At 70.5% G+C, this 18790-nt stretch carries 14 protein-coding genes and 1 other RNA gene; 12 read left to right on the top strand and 3 right to left on the bottom strand.

Annotated elements, in window-relative coordinates:
- Positions 1-83: 83 nt before the first annotated feature.
- From ACYVHU_RS09980 to ACYVHU_RS09925, 12 genes are all read left to right on the top strand, one after another.
- Positions 84-740 carry an HAD family hydrolase gene (locus ACYVHU_RS09980; protein WP_498948181.1) on the top strand — a complete coding sequence of 219 codons (657 nt, stop codon included), beginning with the start codon at positions 84-86 and terminating at the stop codon, positions 738-740.
- A gap of 84 nt (positions 741-824) precedes the next feature.
- Positions 825-1280: a DUF6912 family protein gene (locus ACYVHU_RS09975; protein WP_078761583.1), complete on the top strand. Its 456-nt coding sequence runs from the start codon at positions 825-827 to the stop codon at positions 1278-1280.
- Positions 1281-1501: 221 nt separating this feature from the next.
- On the top strand, positions 1502-2263 hold the full coding sequence (locus ACYVHU_RS09970; RefSeq protein WP_078761582.1) for an HAD family hydrolase: 762 nt from the start codon (positions 1502-1504) through the stop codon (positions 2261-2263).
- Positions 2264-2770: 507 nt separating this feature from the next.
- Positions 2771-7621 carry an NAD-glutamate dehydrogenase gene (locus tag ACYVHU_RS09965; RefSeq protein ID WP_432936844.1) on the top strand — a complete coding sequence of 1617 codons (4851 nt, stop codon included), beginning with the start codon at positions 2771-2773 and terminating at the stop codon, positions 7619-7621.
- Positions 7622-7734: 113 nt separating this feature from the next.
- Positions 7735-8574: a tetratricopeptide repeat protein gene (locus ACYVHU_RS09960; RefSeq protein WP_498948180.1), complete on the top strand. Its 840-nt coding sequence runs from the start codon at positions 7735-7737 to the stop codon at positions 8572-8574.
- Between the two features lie 37 nt (positions 8575-8611).
- Positions 8612-9727, top strand: a complete 1116-nt coding sequence (prfB, locus tag ACYVHU_RS09955; protein ID WP_078761579.1) for a peptide chain release factor 2 — start codon at positions 8612-8614, stop codon at positions 9725-9727.
- Positions 9728-10090: 363 nt separating this feature from the next.
- A complete protein-coding gene (gene ftsE, locus ACYVHU_RS09950) occupies positions 10091-10780 on the top strand; it encodes a cell division ATP-binding protein FtsE (protein WP_078761578.1) in 690 nt (229 codons plus the stop codon).
- Positions 10781-10857: 77 nt separating this feature from the next.
- On the top strand, positions 10858-11766 hold the full coding sequence (gene ftsX, locus ACYVHU_RS09945) for a permease-like cell division protein FtsX (RefSeq protein ID WP_498948179.1): 909 nt from the start codon (positions 10858-10860) through the stop codon (positions 11764-11766).
- Positions 11767-11788: 22 nt separating this feature from the next.
- Complete coding sequence (gene smpB / locus ACYVHU_RS09940; RefSeq protein ID WP_078761577.1) at positions 11789-12253, top strand: SsrA-binding protein SmpB; 465 nt, start codon at positions 11789-11791, stop codon at positions 12251-12253.
- A 22-nt stretch (positions 12254-12275) separates the two neighbouring features.
- Positions 12276-14240, top strand: coding sequence for a penicillin-binding protein (locus ACYVHU_RS09935; protein ID WP_498948178.1), 1965 nt, complete (start codon positions 12276-12278; stop codon positions 14238-14240).
- 642 nt (positions 14241-14882) lie between these two features.
- Positions 14883-15253: a transfer-messenger RNA gene (gene ssrA / locus ACYVHU_RS09930) on the top strand.
- A 183-nt stretch (positions 15254-15436) separates the two neighbouring features.
- Complete coding sequence (locus ACYVHU_RS09925; protein WP_498948177.1) at positions 15437-15634, top strand: hypothetical protein; 198 nt, start codon at positions 15437-15439, stop codon at positions 15632-15634.
- A gap of 19 nt (positions 15635-15653) precedes the next feature.
- Here ACYVHU_RS09925 and ACYVHU_RS09920 read toward each other — a convergent pair whose 3' ends face one another.
- The 3 genes from ACYVHU_RS09920 to nagA all read right to left on the bottom strand — a co-directional run bounded on the left by ACYVHU_RS09920 (position 15654) and on the right by nagA (position 18348).
- A complete protein-coding gene (locus tag ACYVHU_RS09920; RefSeq protein ID WP_498948176.1) occupies positions 15654-16007 on the bottom strand; it encodes a hypothetical protein in 354 nt (117 codons plus the stop codon).
- 105 nt (positions 16008-16112) lie between these two features.
- The gene (locus tag ACYVHU_RS09915) at positions 16113-17150 is read right to left on the bottom strand and encodes an aminotransferase class V-fold PLP-dependent enzyme (RefSeq protein WP_498948175.1); all 1038 of its coding nucleotides are present in this window, start codon (positions 17148-17150) and stop codon (positions 16113-16115) included.
- Positions 17151-17211: 61 nt separating this feature from the next.
- On the bottom strand, positions 17212-18348 hold the full coding sequence (nagA, locus tag ACYVHU_RS09910) for an N-acetylglucosamine-6-phosphate deacetylase (RefSeq protein WP_498948174.1): 1137 nt from the start codon (positions 18346-18348) through the stop codon (positions 17212-17214).
- Positions 18349-18790: the final 442 nt, after the last annotated feature.

Raw genomic sequence — 18790 nt, 5'->3', positions numbered from 1 at the left:
CGCGGTGGTCCGCGCGGGGCGGACCGTCCTGGTGGGGACGGGACCCGCTGGACTCCCATTCCCGAGTGAACGGAGGCGACCGGATGACCATCGCGCGCCGTGGCATCATCACCGACTGGGGTGGCGTGCTCACCTCTCCGCTGCCCGAGACGATCGACGCCTGGCTGGCCGCCGACGGGATCGACCACGAGCACTACCGCCGCGTCATGCGCGGCTGGCTCCAGGAGGCCTACGCGGGAGGCGCCGTCAGCCCGGTCCACGCGCTGGAACGGGGCGAGGTCGAGACAACGGAGTTCGAGCGCAGACTCGCCGCCGAGCTGCGCCTGGTCGACGGCGGCGCGGTCCCCGCCGAGGGGCTGATCGAGCGGATGTTCGCCGGCTTCCTCCCGGTGGAGTCGATGTACGCGACCCTGCGGCAGGCGCGCGGCCAGGGTGTGCGCACGTGCCTGCTGTCCAACTCCTGGGGCAACGGCTACCCGCGCGAGATGTTCGTCGACACCTTCGACGCGGTGGTCATCTCGGGTGAGGTCGGCATGCGCAAGCCCGAGCCGGAGATCTTCGCCCACGCCCTCGGCCTGGTCGGCCTGAGCGCGCGGGAGTGCGTGTTCGTCGACGACGTCGAGCGCAACGTCGAGGCGGCCAGGGAGCTGGGCATGCTCGGCATCTTGCACCGCGACCCCGAGGAGACCCGGGTCCGCCTGGAGGAGGCCTGTGGCGTCCGGCTCGACGTCATGGTCTGACCCGCACGCGGCGCACGGTGCCGGCCGAGGTTTGGGAGACTGGTGCCACCGTCCATCCGACCGGCCGAAATGACGAGACCAACGATGCGCATCTACCTGCCGAGCACCCTGTCCGCCCTCGCCGTGGTCCTGGCCGACGGAGAGGTGCGCGGCGCGCCGCTCATCGCCTACGCGGTGACCGACACGCTGCGCCGCCGCCACGACGGGCACGACGACGAGGAGCTGGAGTACATGGCGATGGGAGCGGCGGCCGACGCCTCGTTGCGACTGCTCGCCGCGGACCCGACAGCCCCGCGCCGTCGGGTCGTCATCGCCGCGGAGGTCCCCGACGGCGTCCTCCGGCCGACCGCCTCCGACGGACCGGCCGGGGTCGAGGTGGACGGCGGCGTCCCGCTCAAGCGGGTCGTCTCGGCCCATGTCGACGACGCCGAGGCCGCCGAGGACATCGCCGCCGCGCTCGCCGAGCCCGAAGCCGGCCACGCCGACGAACACGAGCTCATGTGGTACGCCACCCAGGAGCTGAGGTACCTGGTGGGGTGAACCGGGTGAGGGGCGCGCGGGGGACGCTCTGCGCCCGCAGGGCGCCGGAGCAGGGAGTTCCCCCGCGCCCCTCACCGGCCACCGGCGCGTCCCAGCGGACCCGAGGGCCGGAGCGGGGCGGTCGGCGGCACGGGGAGAACCCCCGAAAACCCCTGCGGCACCGGCGTTGCGACCGGATCGGACCGGATAGGGAACCCCCAGCGGGGCCGTCGTGCGGCACAATGGGCACCGAACACGCAGGTCCCCTTCCCGAGGAGCCCCCCATCAGCCGCCTGGTGTTGTGGAACATCGACTTCACCCTCGTCGACGTCGCCCGCGTCACGCGCGCGGCCTACGCCGAGGCGTTCGAGAAGGTCACGGGCCAGCCGCTGGTCTACCTGGCGCAGACCGCGGGACGGACCGATTCGGAGATCTTCTTCGAGTTCCTCGCCCGCAACGACATCGACTCCGAGCAGGCGGTCGACCTGCTCCCGGCCTTCACCGAGGCCCTGGGGACGGCCTTCGCCCGGCGTCGTGAGGAGATGGTGGCGAACGGACGCGCCCTGCCCGGCGCGCAGGAGGCGTTGGCCGCCGTCGCCCGGATGGCCGACACGGTACAGAGCGTCGTGACGGGCTCGATCATGTCCGGGGCGATGGCGAAACTGGCCGCCTTCGGCCTGGACGGTTATCTCGACCTCGCCATCGGGGGGTTCGGATCCGAGCACTATCCCAAGGCGAGCCTGATCCAGTTCACCCGGATGCGCGCGGAGGAGGCCTACGGCAGGTCCTTCCCCGAGGCGAGCACGGTCTACATCACCGAGTCGGTGCGCGATGTCGAGGCGGCCTGCATCGGCCGTGCGGCCCCCATCGCGGTCGTGAGCGGGTCGGCGACGGAGACGCAGCTGCGCGCGGCGGGCGCGCGCCGGGTCCTGCCCGACCTCACCGACCCGCGGGCGCTGGTCGCGGCGGTCGAGGAGGTCACCTCGGGCGCCGGGCGGGCGTGAGGCCGCACAAGGTCGATCGTGTGGGAATCCCACGGGACGGGGGCGCGCTCGGGTAGGAAGAGGACGGAAGACCGTAGCGGGACTGGCCAACGCCCTAAATCCGACGTAGTGTCACGTTTTGCGGTTAAGGAGACGGGGAGGGGACTCATGTCCGGAAGCGGACAGGGGAACCCGGTGACGCCCCGCACACGGGCCGCCACGGGTGGAGGTCGGACGTTCCCACGAAACAAACTGCTAACGGGCGAAACCTACTGTTAACAGCGTTGAACGCTGTTGCAAGTTGTGAAACGCAGTAGCCTAGGCGCGGGCATGGATCGGACAAAGAAGTCCTTCCGTTTCGCGCCTTGACCTGTGTGCATGGGTCCTGGTGTGCGAGCCGGGCCGTCCTTCCCCGTATCCCGGCTTCACGTCCGGGTTAACAAAACTTCACAATCTGTATCGCCTGGCCGGGAACCTCCCGAGGCAGGCAACCAACCCCCGACGACTCACAAGGGAGTGAGATCGCACATGTCCGGGCAGTCTGACGCCGTCAGGGACCACCTGCTGAGCGACGCGGTCGCGCAGTGGTCCGAGCTCTCCGGCCGATCACCCGTCGAAGTGCACCAGGTCGAGCGGTTCCTCCGGCTGTACTACCGGCACGTCGCCCCTGAGGAACTCAAGGAACGCCGTCCCGCCGACATCTACGGGCCGGCGCTGGCCCACCGCGAGCTCGGCGAGATCCGTCCCCAGGGACGCGCCAAGGTGCGGGTCACCACCCCCGAGGGGGAGGCCGCCCCGTCCGTGGTCGAGATCGTCACCGACGACGCCCCCTTCCTCGTCAGCTCCGTCACGATGGAACTGGCCCGCCACGGTATCGGCGTCCACCTGGTCATCCACCCCCAGCTCCGGGTGGAACGCGACATCGTGGGCCGCCTCATCGAGATCGACCCCCAGGAGCCGACCCTCACCCCGCTCGCCGAGTCGTGGATGCGCATCGAGATCGACCGCCGCACCGACCCCGACCAGCTCGAACAGCTCGCCGCCGACCTGGAGCGCGTCCTGGCCGACGTGCGTCACGTCGACGAGGACTCCGCCCGGATGCGTCACTGCGCCCTGCGGCTCGCCGACGAGGTCGCCGCGCTCCCGTCGAGCGCGGAGGGCCCCACCGAGCGCGAGGTCGACGAAGGCGCGGAGTTCCTGCGCTGGGTCGCCGACCGGCACTTCACCTTCATGGGCTACCGCGAGTACACCCTGGTGCGCGACGAGCAGGGCAACGACGCCCTGAGCCCGGTCGCCGGCACGGGGCTGGGACTGCTGCGGATGGACGCCCCGGCCTCGAAGAGCTTCGCCGCGCTGCCCTCGGAGGTCCGCACCCACGCCCGGGAACCGCACGTCCTCGTCCTCACCAAGGCCAACTCCCGCGCCACGGTCCACCGGCCCAAGTACCTCGACTACATCGGCGTCAAGAAGTTCGACGCCCAGGGCAACGTCATCGGCGAGCGACGCTTCCTCGGCCTGTTCACCCACGACGCCGTGACCACCAGCATCGCCCAGATCCCCATCCTCAAGCGCAAACTCGCCGAGGTGCTGGACCTGGCGGGCTTCGACGCCGACAGCTACGACGGCAAGGACCTGATCGAGATCCTCGAGGGCTTCCCGCGCGAGGAGCTGTTCCAGGTCCCGGTCGAGGAGCTCTACGACATCGTGCTGGGCGTGCTGCGGTTGCGCGAGCGCCGCGGGACCAAGCTCTTCCTGCGCCGCGACGTCTACGGGCGTTACATCTCCTGCCTGGTCTACATGCCCCGGGACCGCTACACCACCCAGGTCCGACTCGACATCCAGCAGGTGCTGGCCGAGGCGTTCCAAGGCGCCTCCATGGACCACGCCGTCATGGTCAGCTCCGCGCCGCTGGCCCGGCTCTACCTGGTCGTGCGGGCCGAGCGCGGCAGGGCCCTGCCCGACATCGACCACGCCGCGCTGGAGGCCGAGGTCGTCCGGGCCACCCGTTCCTGGGACGACGGCCTCGCCGAGGAGCTGACCGCGCGTTTCGGCGCCGACCGCGCCGCCACGCTCCTGCGCTCCTACGCCGACGCGCTGCCCGAGAGCTACAAGGTCGACGTGCCCGCCCACGTCGCGGTGGACGACCTCGACCACATCGACCGGCTCGGCGACGACGACATCGCCGTGCGGCTCTACCGGCGCGAGGGGGCCCGTCCCGGCGAGTGGCGCTGCAAGGTCTACCGCACCGGCGCCCCGATCTCGCTGTCGCGCGCGCTCCCGCTGCTGGAGCACATGGGGCTGGAGATCGTCGACGAGTGGCCCTACGGTCTGGGACGCCCCGACTCCTCCGGGCAGCGGCGGGAATGGGGCTGGATCTACGACTTCGGCCTCGCCGACCTTCCCGAGGGGAGCGGGGGCGAGGAGCGGTTGCGCACCCTCTTCGAGGACGCCTTCCTCGCGATGTGGGACGGCCGGGTCGAGTCCGACCGGTTCAACGCGCTCGTCGTGCGCGGCCGGCTCACCTGGCGCCAGGTCACCATCCTGCGCGCCTACGCGAAGTACCTGCGCCAGACCGGCAGCACCTTCACCCCCGCCTACATCGCCGGCGTGCTCCTCTCCAACGTCCACGTCGCCGGACTGCTGGTCCGCCTCTTCGAGTCGCGGTTCACGCCGGGGCTCGACGAGGGGCGCGCGGAACGCAGCGAGGCCATCGCCGAGGAGATCCGCGGCGAGCTCGACGCGGTCGCGAGCCTCGACCACGACCGCATCCTGCGCTCCTTCCTCGCCGCCATCGAGGCGACGTTGCGCACCAACTACTTCCAGCGCGACGCCGACGGACGGGAGAAGCCCTACCTCGTCTACAAGCTCGACCCGCAGCGCATCCCCGACCTGCCCGCGCCCCGGCCCAAGTTCGAGATGTTCGTCTACTCGCCGCGCACCGAAGGCGTCCACCTGCGGTTCGGTTCGGTCGCGCGTGGCGGCCTGCGCTGGTCGGACCGGCCCGAGGACTTCCGCACCGAGATCCTCGGCCTGGTCAAGGCGCAGACGGTGAAGAACTCCGTCATCGTCCCCAACGGGGCCAAGGGCGGCTTCGTCTGCAAGAACCTGCCGGCGGGCGGCGACCGCGACGCCGTCCAGGCCGAGGTGGTGGCCTGCTACGAGCAGTTCATCAGCGGTCTGCTCGACGTCACCGACAACCTCGTCGACGGCGACGTACGTCACCCCGATGATGTGGTCCGCTACGACGGCGACGACGCCTACCTCGTGGTCGCCGCCGACAAGGGCACCGCGACGTTCTCCGACATCGCCAACCGGATCGCGGCCGAGCGGGGGTTCTGGCTCGGCGACGCCTTCGCCTCCGGCGGGTCGGTCGGCTACGACCACAAGGCCATGGGGATCACCGCCCGGGGCGCGTGGGAGTCGGTCAAGTACCACTTCCGCGAGATGGGCGTCGACGTCCAGCGGGAGGACTTCACCGTCGTCGGCATCGGGGACATGTCCGGGGACGTGTTCGGCAACGGGATGCTGCTGTCGCGCCACATCCGGCTCGTCGCGGCCTTCGACCACCGGCACGTCTTCCTCGACCCGGCCCCCGACGCCGCCACGAGCTACGCCGAACGGCGCCGTCTGTTCGAGCTGCCGCGCAGCTCCTGGGCCGACTACGACGAGAAGCTGATCTCCGCGGGCGGTGGCGTCCACCCGCGCACCGCCAAGTCCATCCCCATCACCCCGCAGGTCCGCGAGGCGCTGGGGATCGACGAGGGGATCACCTCGCTGACCCCCTCGGAGCTGATCCGCCACATCCTGCGGGCCCCGGTGGACCTGTTGTGGAACGGCGGCATCGGCACCTACGTCAAGGCGTCCACGGAGTCCCACGCCGCGGTCGGCGACAAGACCAACGACCCGGTCCGTGTCGACGCCACCGAGCTGCGCTGCAAGGTCGTCGGCGAGGGCGGCAACCTCGGGCTCACCCAGCTCGCCCGGATCGAGTTCGCGCTCGAGGGCGGTCGCGTCAACTCCGACTTCATCGACAACTCCGCCGGGGTGGACACCTCCGACCACGAGGTCAACATCAAGATCCTGCTCGACCGCGAGGTGCGCGCCGGACGGTTGACCAAGGAGGAGCGCGACGAGCTGTTCGTCGGCATGACCGACGAGGTCGCCCGGCTGGTGCTGGGGGACAACTACCACCAGAACGTGGTCCTCTCGGCGTCGCGCAAGCAGGCCGGCGGCATGCTCCACGTCCACGCGCGCTACCTGCGCAGGCTCGAACGGTCCGGTCACCTCAAGCGCAAGCTGGAGTTCCTGCCCGACGACAAGACGATCGCCGCGCGGCGGTCGGCCGGACAGGGCCTGACCAGTCCGGAGTTCGGCACGCTGCTGGCCTACACCAAGATCGTGCTGAGCGAGGAGATCCTCGCCTCCGACCTGCCGGGCGACCCGTTCCTGCGGGGCACGCTCACGGCCTACTTCCCGTCGGCCCTGCGCGAGCGCTTCGCCGACGCGATGCCGGAGCACCCGCTGGCGCGCGAGATCATCACCACCCAGGTCGTCAACGACATGGTCAACCGTTCGGGGACGACCTTCGCGTTCCGGATCAACGAGGAGACCGGGGCCAGCGCGGCCGACATCGCCCGCGCCTACCTCGTCGTCAGCGAGGCCTTCGGGCTGCGGGACTTCTGGCAGGCCGTCGAGGAGCTCGGCGGCCAGATCGACGTCGACACCCAGCTGTCGATGCTGCTGGAGGCCCGCAAGCTCACCGAGCGCGCCACCCGTTGGCTGCTGCGCAACCGGACGTCGATGTTCGACCTCGGCGAGGAGATCGCGTTCTTCGCCGAGGGGGTGCGCCACATCGTGCCGCAGTTGCCGGAGCTGCTCCAGGGGCGCGACCTGGCGTCGTTCACCGAGCGGCGCGACCGTTTCGCCGCCCGCGGCGTTCCGGTCGAGCTCGCCGAGCGGGTCGCCGGCATGGTCCCCGCCTACTCCACGTTCGACCTGGTCGAGGTGGCGCGGCAGATCGACCGACCGCTGCGCGAGGTCGCCGAGGTCTACTTCGACCTCGCCGAGCAGCTCCAGTTGAGCCGGCTGCGCGAGCGCATCATCGCGCTGCCGCGTGACGACCGCTGGAACACGATGGCCCGCGGGTCGATCCGCGACGACCTCTACGCCGCGCACGCCGAGCTGGCCCGCGACGTCCTGGCGTCGGGGAGTTCCGGCGAGACCCCTGACGAGCTGCGCGCCCACTGGACGGCGCAGAACGAGACCGCGGTCCGTCGGGCCGGCCAGACGCTCTCGGAGATCTGGGAGAGCGAACGCTTCGACCTGTCCACCCTCTCCGTGGCGCTGCGCTCGGTCCGGGCGCTCGTGGCGGGCGGCTGAGCGGAACCGGTTCGCCGACGGCGGGGGCGTGCCCACGGGGCGCGCCCCCGCCGCGTCGTTACCCGGACCACGCGAGGCGGTGGCGCGGGGCGCGATCTAGTGTCGTGGGCACGATGGACGACAGACGACAGACGGCTCGCCCGGACGGGCCCTACGAGGAGACCGGTGAGGTCTGGGACGACCCCGACCTGTTGTACGCGGCCGTCCTGCGCGCGCTCGACCAGGGACGGGCACGCGAGGCGCTGCCCGCGGCCGAGCGGCTGCGCGACATCGACGACGACGCACAGCGGGCGGTGCTCGCGCACGCCCTCGTCCTGCGGGCCTGTGCCGAGCACGCCCGGGCCGAGAACGTCTTGATCCGGTACATCCGCGCGCGCGGCGGCAGCGCGGACACCTGGTTCGCGCTCGCCCCCTTGGCCTCGTGGCGGGGCAGCGACCGCGATGTCGCGACGGCACTGGACAACGCGCTGCGCCACGACCCCGATCACCCCGACGCGCTGGAATGGGGGTACAAGTACCGGCTGCGCGAGGAGGGGCCGCAGGCGGCGGCCCAGTGGGTGGCCGAGCGGTCCGAGCGGAGCTGGCGCGCCCGGATCATCCTGGGCGAGCTGGAGTTGCGCGGCGGGGACACGCAGACGGCCCTGGAACTGTTCGAGACGGCCTGCCGGTCGGCCCCCTCCGAGCCGGGACCGCTGGCGGCCGCCGCGCGGATCCTGGCCGCCGAGGGACACGACGCGATCTGCACGGCCCTGGTCAGGCGGCACTGGACCGGCTCGCGCGGCCCGTTGCCGCTCATCGAGGCGATCGAGGCCGACCTGCGCCTGGGACGACCCGGGGACGCGGCGCTCGCGCTGGCCCGGCTGCGGGGGCTGGAGATCCCCCAGGAGCTGGTCGCCGTGGTCGCCGACGTTCGCCGCAGGGTCGAGGCCGCCTGCGCGGCGCGAGGGCTGTGAGTGAAGGACGCCTCCGCGACGCCCTAGACTTGGGAGCGTGGCAGACCTAGACCCCGCAGACCAGATCAAGGAACTCTCGGCGACGCTGGAGAGCGTCGAGTCCGTGTTGGACCTCGACGCCAAGCGCACGGAGATCGAACAGCTGCGCGAGCAGTCCGCGGATCCGGAGCTGTGGAGCGACCAGGACAACGCGCAGAAGGTCACCCGGCGACTGTCCTACCTTGAGTCCGAGGTCACCAAGGTCGAGGGGATCCGTCGCAGGCTCGACGACCTCGGCGTGCTGTTCGAGCTGGCGGCGGCCGAGGACGACGCCGACACCCTCACCGAGGCCCAGGACGAGCTGACGGCCCTGCGCAAGGACATCGGCGACCTTGAGGTCCGCACGCTGCTGTCCGGCCCCTATGACGAGCGTGAGGCGCTGGTCAGCATCAACGCCCAGGCCGGCGGCGTCGACGCCGCCGACTGGGCCCAGATGCTCCAGCGCATGTACCTGCGCTGGGCCGAGCGCCACGGCTACCCGACCGAGATCTATGAGACCTCCTACGCCGAAGAGGCGGGCATCAAGTCCACCACCTTCGCGGTGCGGGCCCCGTTCGCCTACGGCACGCTGCGCGGTGAGCACGGCACACACCGCCTGGTGCGCATCTCGCCGTTCGACAACCAGAGCCGGCGCCAGACCTCCTTCGCGGGCGTGGACGTCGTCCCGGTGGTCGAGCAGAGCGACCACATCGACATCGACGAGAGCGAACTGCGCATCGACGTCTACCGTTCCAGCGGTCCGGGTGGTCAGGGCGTCAACACCACCGACTCGGCGGTGCGCATCACCCACCTGCCCACCGGCATCGTCGTCTCCTGCCAGAACGAGCGGTCGCAGCTGCAGAACCGCGCCACCGCCATGTCGGTCCTCCAGGCCAAGCTGCTGGAGCGCAAGCGGCAGGAGGAGCGTGCCGAGATCGACGAGCTGCGCGGCGAGGGGGCCAGCAGCTGGGGCACTCAGATGCGCAACTACGTGCTGCACCCCTACCAGAACGTCAAGGACGTGCGCACCAACGTCGAGACCGGCAACACCGGCGCGGTGCTCGACGGCGAGATCGACGAATTCATCGATGCCGAGATCCGTTGGATGCGCAACCAGGAGCGCGCCGCGGAATAGCGCCGGAGCAGCGGTTTTATCGGAAACACGTATATGTGAACGTTATCACCGGTTGACTCTTCCGATATGCTCGGTCCTGCTGTTCCGTTCCGCAGCTCGGTCGAGCGCGGCGTGGGAGTGGATGCCCCGTGAACCCCCGGTGTCCCGGCGCGATGGCGACGCCGTGGTGGCAGGGGGAGGAAGAGACGGCCGTTCCGGAGAACCGGTTCCGCCTCCGTGGGATCGTTCCGGGAACGAGTCTCGATCTGGACATTCCGGGTTGCATTCACCCCTACACTGTCGATTGGCCCTGTGGCCGGTACTGCCCCGAGCGGATGGGTTCCGCCTGGGCTCCCCAACCTTCGAGAACCTTGTGATGCACCTGTGATCCACTTCGAAAACGTCACCAAGGTCTACCCGACCCAGAAACGCCCCGCTCTCGACGGCGTTTCCATCGACGTCGACAAGGGGGAGTTCGTCTTCCTCGTCGGTCCGTCCGGCTCGGGTAAGTCAACGTTCCTGCGGCTCGTCCTCAAGGAGGAGAAGCCCACCAAGGGGCGGGTCCATGTCGCGGGCAAGGACCTCGCTCGTCTGTCCAACTGGAAGGTGCCGCACCTGCGGCGCCGCATCGGCTGTGTCTTCCAGGACTTCCGGCTGCTGCCGAACAAGAACGTCTTCGAGAACGTCGCGTTCGCGCTGGAGGTCATCGGCAAGCCCCGCCGATTCATCCGCAAGGTCGTTCCCGAGGTCGTGGAGCTGGTCGGGCTGGAAGGCAAGTCCACCCGCATGCCCGACGAGCTTTCGGGTGGTGAGCAGCAGCGCGTCGCGATCGCGCGCGCGTTCGTCAACCGTCCGCAGATCCTGCTGGCCGACGAGCCCACCGGGAACATCGACCCTGCCACCTCGATCGGCATCATGAAGGTGCTCGACCGAATCAACCGGACGGGAACGACCGTCGTCATGGCGACCCACGATGCCGCCATCGTCGACTCGATGCGCAAACGTGTCATCGAGCTCGAAGAGGGCCAGGTCGTGCGGGACCAGTCGCGTGGTGTCTACGGTCAGGCGTACTAAGACGCCGGCCGGCTACGCGTTCCAGCGTTGGTGAACCAGCGCGGCGAAGCCCCACAAGGATGGACCCTTAGAACATCATGCGAGCACAGTTCGTACTTTCCGAGATCTGGATCGGTCTGCGCCGGAATCTGACGATGACCATCGCGGTGATCACCACGGTGGCCATCTCGCTGGCCCTCTTCGGTGCCGGTCTGCTCATCAACCAGCAGGTCTCCGAGATGCGCGGGTACTGGGGCGAGCGTGTCTCGCTCACGGTCTACCTGTGCAACGACACCTCTCCGAGCGCCATCTGCCAGGAGAGCGGAGCGGCCAGCGACGAAGAGCGGCAGGCGATCCAGTCCCAGCTCGAATCCATGCCCGAGGTCGCCGAGGTCACCTTCATGACCGAGAGCGAAGCGTGGCAGGACTTCCAGGACCGCTTCTCCAACAGCGAGGCCCTGGTCGAGGCGACCGAGGAAGGGGACATCCCGGCGAACTTCCGGGTGCAGCTCCAGGACCCCGGCGACCACGACACGGTCGCGGGCGCGGTCGCCGAGATGCCGGGCGTGGACTCGGTCTCCAACGACCAGGAGGTCCTCGACCAGTTCTTCGAGCTGCTCGACGGTCTCAAGTGGGCCGCTCTCGTCGTCGCGGCCGTCCAGCTGGCCGCCGCCGCGCTGCTGATCGGCAACACCATCCGTCTGTCGGCCTACAGCCGCCGTCGCGAGACCGGCATCATGCGGCTCGTCGGCGCGTCGAACTTCTACATCCAGCTCCCCTTCCTCTTGGAGGGCGCGATCGCCGGTCTCATCGGCGGTATCTTCGCCTCGGGCTTCATCGTGGCGACGAAGTTCTTCCTGCTGGACAAGGTCCAGGACTGGTTCCAGTTCGACGTCACGCTGGGTATGGGCTCGGTCTTCTACGTCATCGGCGTGTCGATGATCCTCGGCGTGCTGCTCTGTACCATCGCCTCCTTCCTGACGCTGCGGCGCTACCTGCGGGTGTGAGGCGGCAGAAAGGGGTTCTTCAGTGCCACGGGAAAAGGGGCGCAAGACCATCGCCCAGAACCGGCGTGCCCGGCACGACTACCACATCGACGACACCTACGAGGCGGGGCTCGTCCTCACCGGCACCGAGGTGAAGTCGCTGCGTGCCGGACGGGCCTCCCTGGTGGACGGTTTCGCGCTGGTCAGGGACGGCGAGGTGTGGCTGCACAACGTCCACATCCCGGAGTACACCCAAGGGACGTGGACCAACCACGAAACGCGCCGGCCCCGCAAGCTGCTGTTGCACCGCGAGGAGATCGCCAAACTCATCGGCAAGACCCAGGAAGCGGGTCGTACCCTGATCCCGCTGTCGCTGTACTTCAGCGACGGACGGGCCAAGGTCGAGATCGCGCTGGCGCGCGGTAAGCGCGAATACGACAAACGCCACGACATCGCCGAACGTGAGGCCCAGCGTGAGGTCGAACGCGCTCTGCGGCGTCGGCGCTGAGCGTGTGAAAGGAACCCCAAAGGTGTCCCCCCGTCACCTCCGTCGTTTCCTGGCCGCGACGGTGAGCGCCGCCACGGTGACCGTCATGGCCGGTTGTGCGGCGGAGCCCAGCCCCGAGGTCGCCGTCCGCACGTTCCTGCTCGACTGGCAGGCCGGCGACTACGAGGCCGCGGCCCGCCAGACCGACGGCGACGTCGACTCGGTCGCCGCGGCCCTCCAACAGGCGCACGACCAGCTCGACCTGGCGGCGCTACGGCTGGGCCTGGGACCCATCTCCATCGATGGGGACACGGCGACAGCCTCGTTCGACGTACAGGCCGACCTGGGGATCGGCGACCCGGTGTGGGAGTACGAGGGCAGCATGCCCCTCTCCCGCACCTCCGAGGGGTGGGCCATCAACTGGTCGCCCGCCGTCATCCACCCGCGCCTCGCCGAGGGCGAGCGGCTGGCCATCACCTACGACGTGCCCGACCGCGGCCAGATCTACGACCGTTCCGAGCAGCCGCTCGTCGGCGAGACCGACGTCATCGCCTTCGGTGTCCGCCCGGCCCGGATGGACGACATGGAGGGCGGTATCCAGGGCCTCGCCGAGATCCTCGGCGAGGACCCCGAGCCGCTGCTCAACCGGGTGCGCTCGGCGCCGCCGGAGGAGTTCCAGCCCCTGGTGCTCATGCGCGCCCAGGACGTCGACCCCTCGCTCCTGTCCCGCGCCACGGGCATTCCCGGCGTCGAGACGAGCGAGCTGAAGATGCCGCTCGCCCCCAACATGGCCTCCGCGATCGTCGGCGAGGTCGCCGGAACGGTCGAGCACAAGGTCTCCTCCCGGGTCTCGGGCCCCTACCAGGCCGGTGACACGGTGGGCCTCGGCGGCCTGCAGAGCGTCTACCAGCAAAGGCTCGCGGGGTCCGCGACCACCAAGGTGGTCACCCTCGACGAACGGGGCGGCGAGACCGAGGTCCTGCACGAGTGGGCCGGACAGGAGAGCGGTTCGCTCACCACCACCCTCGACAGCGACGTCCAGACCGCCGCCGAGGGGGCCCTGGAACTGCTCCCGGGCAGCGCCTACCTCGTCGCCCTCGACGCTCGCAGCGGCGAGATCCTGGGGGCCGCCGGCCGGCCCGACGACGTCGACAACGTCGGTGCCTTCACCAGGGAGTACCACCCGGGCGAGGCGTTCACGATCGTCTCGGCCGCCGCCCTCCTGAGCTCCGGTGCGGTGAGCGCGGACCAGGCGGTGACCTGCGACGCCGAGACCACCATCGGCGACCGCACCTTCACCAACCCCGGCGGTGCCTCCCTGATGTGGGGCCAGCCCGACCTGACCCGCGCGTTCGCCAACGCCTGCGCCACCACCTTCGCCGGCCTGGCGGCCGAGGCCGACCCCGAGGCGCTGAACGCCGCCGCGGCCGACTTCGGCATCGGAGGCGACTGGCAGGTTCCGGTGCCCGCCTACACCGGTGAGTTCTCCCCGGGAGGCGGCGAGGCCGGCATCGCGGCGGCCATGGTGGGCGCCGACGGTGTCAAGGTCAGCCCCCTGACGATGGCCACGGTCGCCGCGGCGGTGGCCGAGGGGACCTGGCACGCGCCTCGCCTGGTCGCCGACGAGGAAGGCGCTGAGGAGTCCCCCTCCGTCGAGCTCGATCCGGCCGTGGTGGAGTCGCTGCGGGCGATGATGCGCTCGACCGTGCAAGAGGGGTCCGCGGCGGCGGCCAACATCGGGATGGTGCCGGTACACGGCCAGGTGGGCTTCGCCGAGCAGGAGATCGACGGCGAGGCCGGCGCGGTCCAGTGGTTCGTCGGCTACCAGGGCCAGGTCGCATTCGCGGTGGCGGTGGAGACCGACCCGGCGAACACCTACTCGTTCGCGGTCTCGGCCGCGGCCGACTTCCTCCAGCGCCTGCCCTACGGGTATGTGCAGGACACGACGGCGCAGGAGGGAAGCGCCGCCGACGCCGGTGGGGTTCCCGCCGTCGATCCGGTGTACTGACCTCCGCCGCTGACGTGGGGCCGGGCGGATCGCCCGGCCCCACGTCCGTTTTCCCGGCCCCGGCCCGTGCGACGGCGGGATCGCCGGTCGCGGGCCGGACGGGTGTGGCCGTGGGGATCCCGCGTCGGGGTACCGGGCGTGCCCGCCGTGTTCGCGGGCGTGGCCAAGGGACCGGTGGTAGGGACCTCCCGGGACGCGAGCGGGTGGCCCGTGGAGGGGCGAGACGGGGGCTTCCGGGAAGAGCTCACCGGGCAAAACACCAGCAAACTCGGCCAATGGGGCAACCCGCCCCGTGGCCTGGGGCGTCTTCCCCTATGACTGGAACCGTAAAGGGGGTTGCGGTGACCAGTCCTGAAGGACAGGACCTCGTCTCGGGGGAGGCCCTGTCGTTTCGAGGCCGGCCCGACCCTGCCGGCCGCCCTCGCGGGCAGCGTCGATGGATCCCGTCCGCGCCCGCGGGGGTTTCTCATGTGCGGGCTCCGAGCCCCGGCGTTCACCCACCCGGTTGTGACGTCGCTCCGAAAAATCTGCGCCGGGCGGGAATCGACTTGGCTCCGCGGCCGTTGTACCGGTAGCGTGAGAACGTCGGGACCGCTGCGGCGGCCCCGCGCGCGGGCCCTCGGGCCCGTTGAAAATTCCACAGGGGGTGATCGGTTTCGACTTCGGTGGTTGTTCCAGGGGAAGCGGGCCGAGGGTTGCGGTTGTGACCTCGTAAATCCTGCGATCGCATAAATACAAGTGCCAATTCTAAGCGCACTGAGTTCGCTCTCGCTGCCTAAGCGATAGCGACTCTGTCGGCCTGAGCTCGTCTCCGGCTCAGGTTCCGGCATCGTTCAGGAGACTTACCGATCGGATCAGGCCACGGGGCCCGATCGGGAAATTCACGTGGCTGGGCTTGTCAGCGACACGTCTGCGTGAGCGCTGGAGCCGAGTAGAACGTACAGCAGACTGCGCCCGGAGAAGCCCTGTTGCGGTACCGAAGGACGCGGGTTCGATTCCCGCCACCTCCACCCAGTGACGCAGAGCCGTCGGCCATCAGGCCGGCGGCTCTGCGCGTTTGCGTCCCTCATTCCTTCGGAGGAGGAGATCTCCCTCCCCGGGGGGAGGAAAGCCTGCCCTTCGGGCGTGAGCATGGGTCCAGCGGCCACAGCCACGACGCCTCCGTGGCCGGCGAACGTCGGAAGGGAACCGGAACCATGGTGGAGATCGTCGGGATCCTCGTGCTGATCCAGGGAGTCCTCGGATTCGTGGGGCCGTTCCTCGACAGGGAGATGGGACTGTTGCATCTGTGGTTCGACCTGTCCCAGACCGCCTACCTGGGGATCGCCGTGCTCGGGCTGGTGCTGACCGTTCTGGGCGGGGCCATGCGGCGCGGCCGCAAGCGGGCCGGCTGATCAACGGCCCCCGTCGGGATCAGCGGTCGATCGCGCCGACGAGCCAGGCCGTGCGCACCGCGGCGCGGGGAAGCTCCCTGCTGTCGCCGAGCACGACGCCGAAGGAGGTCCGGAAGGTGAAGGAGTCGGCGTGCCGCTCGCAGACCACGTCCTCGACCGCGTAGAAGGACCGGGGGTTGCTCACCCGCAGGAACGGCACACCGCTCTCGATCACCCGCGCCCACACACCGTAGCCGGAGAGCGCGGAGGCGAGTTCGGCGAGCTGATGGCGTTCGGCCGGCCCGGTGGGCGTGACCGGCAGGGCGGACAGGACCGGCGGCGGCGGTGATACCGGGGTCCGGGGAGGTCGACGGGCGCGCTCGGCACGGAACATGCTGTCCTCACGGGAGATGCGGTGGTCCTCCCGCCATTGTCACCCTCCGTGGCCGAGCCGGGACGGAGCGCGCCGCCGACACGCCGCGGCCTCCTGCGCGGCGGTTCAGCCGGTGAGGGCCCGCACCGCGCGGTCCACGTCGGACTCCGTCGTGTAGACGTGGAAGGACAGCCGGAGTCGGCCGGAACGTTCGGAGAAGCGCACGCCCGCCTCCCGAAGCCGCTCCGCGCCACCGGGCAGGCCGACCGAGACGATCGCCGAGCCGCCCGGAGGCAGCCCGACCCCGGCGCGGAACCGGTCGGCCATGGCCACGTTGTGCGCGTGGACGCGCTCGACCCCGATGTCGAGCAGCACCCCCAGGGAGACGGCGGCGGCGACCCCCGCGAACCAGTTCGGCGAGATGTCGAACCGGGACGCGCTGCGCGACAGGCGCATGTCCATGTCGGAGAACGCCCCCGCCGGATCGGCCGCCGCGCTCGGTCCGGCCGCGATCGGGCGCATCACGGCGCGCAGTCCGGGGGCCAGGTAGCCGAACGCCAGCCCGCGCGGCGCCATCAGCCACTTGTAGCAGGAGCACACCAGCGCGTCGAAGCGCGTGGCGTCCACGGGCAGCCAGCCCACCCCCTGGGTGCCGTCGACGATCACCCTCGTGCCGTGCCGCCGGGCCGCCGCGACGATGTCGTCCACGGGGGCGATCTCCCCGGTCGAGAAGGAGACCAGGCTGAACGCGACCGCCCAGGTCTCGGAGTCGATCGCGGCGGCCAGCTCGCCGGGCGGCACGGTCACGACCTTCACCCCGCGGTCGGCGTGGACCATCCAGGGGTAGGCGTTGGAGGTGTACTCCCCGTCGGGGATCACCACCCGGGCGCCGTCGGGGACGGCCAGGGCGATCGCGGAGAGCAGCTGTGAGGTCGCGGCCCCCTGGACCACGTCCTGTGGAGGCGCCCCCACGAGTTCGCCGAAGCGCGCCCGCGCGGCCTCGCCGGCGGGAAACCAGACCTCGGGCGTCTCCCTGCCGTGCCGCCAGCCGTCCAGGGCCGAACGCAGGGCCTCGTAGGCCGGGCGTGGCGGAAGTCCGTACTGGGCGGTGTTGAGCCAGAGAGGGGCGGCATCCCACAGGAGGTGCGCGGAACGAGGATCCATGTGTCCATCATGGCGACCGCGGGACGGCCCGGCCAGGCCGGCCCGGCCGTCCCGCGGCGGTTCACAACGAGCGGATCCAGTTCCCGCGGTGCATCACGCCGGCCACACTCAGGTCCTCGTCGAGCACGAGCAGGTCGGCCCGCCCGCCCTCGACCAGCGAGCCGACCCCGGTGAGCCCCAGGGCGCGGGCCGGGACCTCCGAGGCCGACCGGGCGGCGTCCTCCAGGCGCAGGCCGACATGGTGGACCGCCCGGCTGATCGCCTCGGGCAGCACGATCGTGCTGCTGGCGATCGCGCCGGTCTCGACCACCACCGCGTTGCCGTTCTCGACGCGCACCCGCAGCTTCCCCAGCGTGTACTCGCCGTCCCCCAGGCCGGTCGCGGCCATGGCGTCGGTGATGAGCGCAACCCGCTCGGGGCCGGCCTGGGACGCCGCCAGGCCGACGATCGCCGGGTGCAGGTGCACGCCGTCGTTGATCAGCTCGACGGTGACACGCTCGTCGGCCAACGCGGCGGCGATGGGCCCGGGCTCGCGGTGGTGCAGGGGCCGCATCGCGTTGAACAGGTGGGTGGCGACGGTGGCGCCCGCGTCGAACGCGGCACGCGCCTGGTCGTAGGTGGCCTCGGTGTGGCCGACAGCGGCCACCACGCCTTCGGCGGTCGCCGCGCGGATGAGGTCCAGCGCGCCGGGCAGCTCGGGCGCCACGGTGATCATCCGGACGTGCCCGCGGCCGGCCTTGAGCACCGCCGCGAACTCCTCCAGGTCGGGGTCGCGCAGCAGCGCCGGGTCATGCGCCCCGCACCGGCTCTTCGCGATGTAGGGGCCTTCGAGGTAGATGCCGGCGAGGTCACCGTCGTCGGCGAGTTCGGCGAGGGCGGCCACCTGACGCAGCGTGTCCTCGGGGGAGGCCGCGACGAGCCCCCCGACCACGGTCGTGACGCCGTGCGAGCGGTTGAACTCCACGATCGAACGGGCCCGTTCGGGGTCGGCGTCGGTGAAGGCCGCGCCGGCGCCACCGTGCACGTGGATGTCGATCGCGCCGGGCAGTACCCAGCGTCCTGCGGCGTCGACCGTCTCACCGCGGGGTTCGGGGACGGGGCCCGGCCCCAGGGCCGTGATGCGCCCGTCCTCGACGCGTAGCCATCCCTCCAGTACTCCGTCGGGAGTGACCAGCCGAGCGTTCGCCACCGTGCCCATGTCCGCACCTTCCTGTGCCGTATACCACACCGTGTGCCGTTGTGTCGGGAGTGCGCCGCCACCGGTGTGAAAGGAGCCCAGGAGCTGGGCCGTTTCGCGCCGAGCGGGCGCATCGGACCGTCCGCCGTCATGCTCGCGAGGGGGAGGAAACCCCTACCACGCATTGACGATAGTGCCGCCCCCGCGCATCATGGGGACTATGGCCCCCGGTGAGCTGCTTGTCCAGCGCCTGCACGTCGATCTTCGACAGCAGGCGAGCGCACTGTGTTGTAGCTGAGCGCCAGTCCAGGGCATCCGCCCTGCGCTGTTCTCGTCCCCCGCGGTGCTCGGCTCACGGTCCAGATCCCGGTGATCTCCACGTTGTGGAACGTCGCGCGCGGCTGCGGGGATTTTCCAGACGCCGCCACTACCAGCCTTTCTCGCCGCGATCCCATCGTTTCGC

Source organism: Marinactinospora endophytica, assembly GCF_054780875.1.
This window is presented reverse-complemented; position numbering and strand designations above follow the sequence as displayed.